At 37.8% G+C, this 3,890-nt stretch carries 4 protein-coding genes; 1 reads left to right on the top strand and 3 read right to left on the bottom strand.

The features are described 5' to 3' along the window. The 3 genes from HP456_RS20980 to HP456_RS20970 all read right to left on the bottom strand — a co-directional run. The coding region (locus HP456_RS20980) for an IS110 family transposase (protein ID WP_172254745.1) at nucleotides 1-733 on the bottom strand (733 nt) is incomplete at its 3' end. A gap of 203 nt (nucleotides 734-936) precedes the next feature. Continuing rightward, nucleotides 937-2,088, bottom strand: a complete 1,152-nt coding sequence (locus tag HP456_RS20975) for a serine hydrolase domain-containing protein (protein WP_172254743.1) — start codon at nucleotides 2,086-2,088, stop codon at nucleotides 937-939. A 503-nt stretch (nucleotides 2,089-2,591) separates the two neighbouring features. Continuing rightward, the gene (locus HP456_RS20970) at nucleotides 2,592-2,852 is read right to left on the bottom strand and encodes a hypothetical protein (RefSeq protein WP_172254741.1); all 261 of its coding nucleotides are present in this window, start codon (nucleotides 2,850-2,852) and stop codon (nucleotides 2,592-2,594) included. 126 nt (nucleotides 2,853-2,978) lie between these two features. Here HP456_RS20970 and HP456_RS20965 point away from each other — a divergent pair, with 126 nt between their 5' ends. Continuing rightward, nucleotides 2,979-3,677, top strand: coding sequence for a hypothetical protein (locus HP456_RS20965; RefSeq protein ID WP_172254739.1), 699 nt, complete (start codon nucleotides 2,979-2,981; stop codon nucleotides 3,675-3,677). The last annotated feature ends 213 nt before the right edge of the window (nucleotides 3,678-3,890 follow it).

Genomic DNA, 3,890 nt, shown 5'->3' with positions numbered 1-3,890 from the left:
GAATGCCAATTGAGCCTTTGGCAGCTCGTTTCAGCTCTTGAATTTTACGGAGTCCAACCGCACGTTTTACAGTCTTTCTAAGGTGAGTCAGAATGTCTTGATCCGATAAATGTTCCAACTCATGTGGTAAAACATTTAACTTCAATAATTGTAGTGCTGCTTTCCCTTCCCAATCCTTAAAAACGGTGAGAAATTCAGGGAAATAGCGATCTAGCCAGTTGTGAACTTGCCCTTGAAGCATTTGTAGATCAACAGACAGAAGGTCGCGTATTTTTCGTGCCACACGAAGTTCTGCATAAACTCCTTGCGGAATTTGTGGTTCAGCGTATCTTCCATCTTTGACTAACTGGGCAATTACTTTGGCATCTTTGACATCATTTTTAGTTGGGGAATTGTCATCCAACTCTTTGGACTTCTTTACATGCATGGGATTCACGACCACAAATTTAATCTCTTTTTCTTTCAGGAAATGCGCGAGATTAAGCCAATAGTGGCCTGTCGGTTCCATTCCGATAATCACTCTTTCCATTTCATTTTGATCCATCAACTGATTGACCCAGTTGAGAAACAGCTCGAAATGGGCTTGTGTATTTTCAAAATGACAAGGGGTTCCAAACTCCACACCCCTGAAGTCTTGAGCACGCGCGACATGCTTGAATTTCGCAATGTCTACTCCTATAATTAATGTTTGAGAAGTAATTTGAGCAATCTTTTGGTTTTGGTTATAATTCATTTTGAAGGCCTCCTGGTATCTATGATTTTGTCCGTTTTGCTTGCCGGCTCAGGACACTCATATCATACCAAGAGGTTATTTTTTTGTTCAAACCCCATTTTTCTTCATAACAGGAATGCTGCCCTTTAATTGAACAAGGGCAATAGCCGGATCAATTAGCTGATCTTCAGTTATCGCCCCCTTTAACGGAATATCGCTCTCGCTTATTCTACATAAGTAGGTTTAATTAATTGCTCAAACTCTTGCAGTTCTGCTTCTCCACCAAACAAAACTTTCTCTAAGGTAAGGGTTAACAAATGCGGAATCTTGTTTAATTCATCATTGGTAAAATCAAGGTTGCTTAGCATAATGATAGCTTTGTCACAATCTTTGTAACTAATTAAACCTGAACAATACCCTGCCCAATATCCATCGTGAAGTACAATCTTTTTATATTGAGGGTGGTCTTCAATTTTCCATCCAAGACCATATCCTCCCAAGTCCTTGTGCAAACCAGGACAATATTTAATGGAAGCATCTCCGTTAAGGTAATTTGGGTTAATAATAATTTCCTTTGATTGTTCTGATACCAACTCATTATTATATATAGAATGCTCCCACTTTAGTAAATCATCAACGGTTGATTTTATACCTCCATCCCCTTTAACTCCGTCGAGGAAATACACATATTTATGCTCTTCAATTTCATTCGGAAGTCTATACAAATCCTGTTCCCAATCGTAGATATACCCTAACGAAAAATATTCAATTTCATCATCTAGGAATTGAGAATGTGTTGATGTATTCAGCATATTTAACGGTTCGAATATTCTTGTCTTTAAGAATTCTCCGTACTCCATTTTTGAAACCATTTCTATGATTTCTGCCAGCAATACATACCCTGTATTACAATACTCCCACTTTTCATTTACTGGAAACAATACATCAGGCTCTTCATCTTTCAGGAATTTAATTATATCTTTATTTGTTGCAATTTTTGTTTGGTCCCAGTTACCCTCTGTCTCAAACCATTCCATATAATCGGGAAGTCCAGAGGTGTGATTTAGCATATTTTTAATTGTAATGTTTTTGTATGGAAGATAAGGGAAAAACGTTTTTAGATTATCGTCTAATTTTAGCTTTTCCTCCTCTATTAGTATCATAATTGCCATTGCTGTAAAGCTCTTTGAAATCGAAGCAATTTCAAAAATCGAATTATGGGAATGTTGTTCTGAGATAGTTCTCTTGCCTATCGCTCTCTTGTAAAATGGTTTGCCTTCCTCGGATAAAAGCACAGTCCCATTAAATAGCCTATTTTGTTCTAAGAAATCTAATACTCTATCTAATTCTTCGCGTCTCCTATTTTGTCCACTCATATTAAATGACCTCCAATTATGATTTGTTAGTGAGTATAATTAGCTTCACTTCTGGAGGGCGGACCCCTTATTAACGGTTATATAAAGTTGAATATATTAAACAAGTTATATTCCCCCTATTTAAATACTGTCTTATTCGGTTAACCTGCCCCTTTAATGGAATATTCACTGTCTTTGCCTATCCTTATTTTACCATAGGTTTAGGTTGCCGATTTAACAGTTTATGATTTGTTTTTAACAGACAAAACGACGAGGTGATTGACACTCATTTTGGCACCTTTTTTTACGAGGACAATAGGTGTTGTCCGGTATAAAAACCTTGTCATTTGGACTGCCATTTACACGATTATTGCTTTATAAACCTTGAAATAATAAAAAACTGACCTATGCCAATCCATAGGTCAGTTTTAATGTCGTTTATACAAAAAGCATCCGATAACGGAATCCTTTACTTAAAATGGGGTCAGTTTTTTTGTGGATTCATAAGGGCTTTTTATCTCTCCCTATAATACGTAGGCGGAAGAAACATAAGCAACAGCTACTGACAAAATAAGATAAAGGGAAAACATTTTAACGTCCTTCTCAACAATCTTTTTGATGGCCAAAGTCAGTATGAATAAGGAGAACAAGGCAGGACCAGCTATGTTTACGAAATATGAAAATTCAGTTTCCTGTCCATATACTGAGAGATAGAAGGCTTGAAAAAGCGCCCAAGCTATTAATAAACCGCCCACTACTTTAACCAAAACATTTGATTTTTTCATATTTAAATTTACACCTCCCCTTATAGTGAAAAAGAACTAAATTGGAAAATATGGAAAAACATTTACATTTTTTCCTCTAAATATGTTACTTTTTAACAGTACCATATATTAGGAGGAGGAGAAAACATGAAAAAATACTTAATTTTCGTTACGGCCTTGGTCTGTGTATTTTCCACGATTGCTCTGGGTCTCGGAGGTAATTCAGCGAGCGCTTCTGAGGCTACCACTGGAGATCAAGTGCTGTACAAATCGCTTATTGATTCTGGATACTCACCGGATGAAGCCATGTTTGAAATTGAAATGATGAATGCTGTCACAAAGTTTTACTCACTAGATTCTGAGGGGAATCTATCGTTCGATTTTAAGAAGGCTTCCAAATCTGGAGTGAAGGGCGAATACTTAGATAGAGTGAAAGCTGATCTAGCAAAAATTAAAGAGATTGATGAATCAAAACAAAAGTCTAAAAGTTTCAGCGATGGTCCAGACAGGGGAGATACAGGTCCTGGTGGCGGAGGTGACGGATGTGCCGGTGGGAATTACCATTCGCCGATTAATCAGAATGGTACCATATCTGGCACATTTGGATTAGATCATTGCAATACAAACACGCTAATTGATTACCTTGCTTATGGTGTAGGTGCCGCGACTCTAGCTGCTTGGATTTCTAGGAAGACGGCGTTCCCGGTTGGTACGGTTTTATCCGCTGTCACTGGATGGGTGCTTAACACGTATCGTGTTGAAATCGCAAGGGCTGATGTGGGACGAGGGGTTTACTTTTATTACAGGTATTCAGTCTCAGGGTATGTAATCCCTTATGGACAATAGTCTTTAGATTGAAATTCACCACCGGAAGTCTCCGCTAACGGTGTGAACGGCTAAGATGAATTTCTTCTAACAGAAAACGCTTGGCTTTGGTACCGACCCCCGAAAGTTAGAGTGAAAAATCTAACCTTCGGGGGTGTTTTTATGGCTAAATACAATTATGAATTTAAAATGAAGCTTGTTACCGAGTATTTAGAAGGCAACATCGGGTATGGA

The organism is Bacillus haikouensis (assembly GCF_013179555.1).
Taxonomy (GTDB): domain Bacteria; phylum Bacillota; class Bacilli; order Bacillales; family Bacillaceae_B; genus Rossellomorea; species Rossellomorea haikouensis_A.
The sequence above is the reverse complement of the archived record's forward strand: the minus strand, read 5'-3'. Positions and strand labels throughout refer to the sequence as shown.

Bases quoted from the DNA above. Each gene is read 5' to 3' on its own strand.
- HP456_RS20975 (WP_172254743.1), bottom strand. From the start codon at position 2,088: ATGAGTGGACAAAATAGGAGACGCGAAGAATTAGATAGAGTATTAGAT.
- HP456_RS20970 (WP_172254741.1), bottom strand. From the start codon at position 2,852: ATGAAAAAATCAAATGTTTTGGTTAAAGTAGTGGGCGGTTTATTAATA.
- HP456_RS20965 (WP_172254739.1), top strand. From the start codon at position 2,979: ATGAAAAAATACTTAATTTTCGTTACGGCCTTGGTCTGTGTATTTTCC.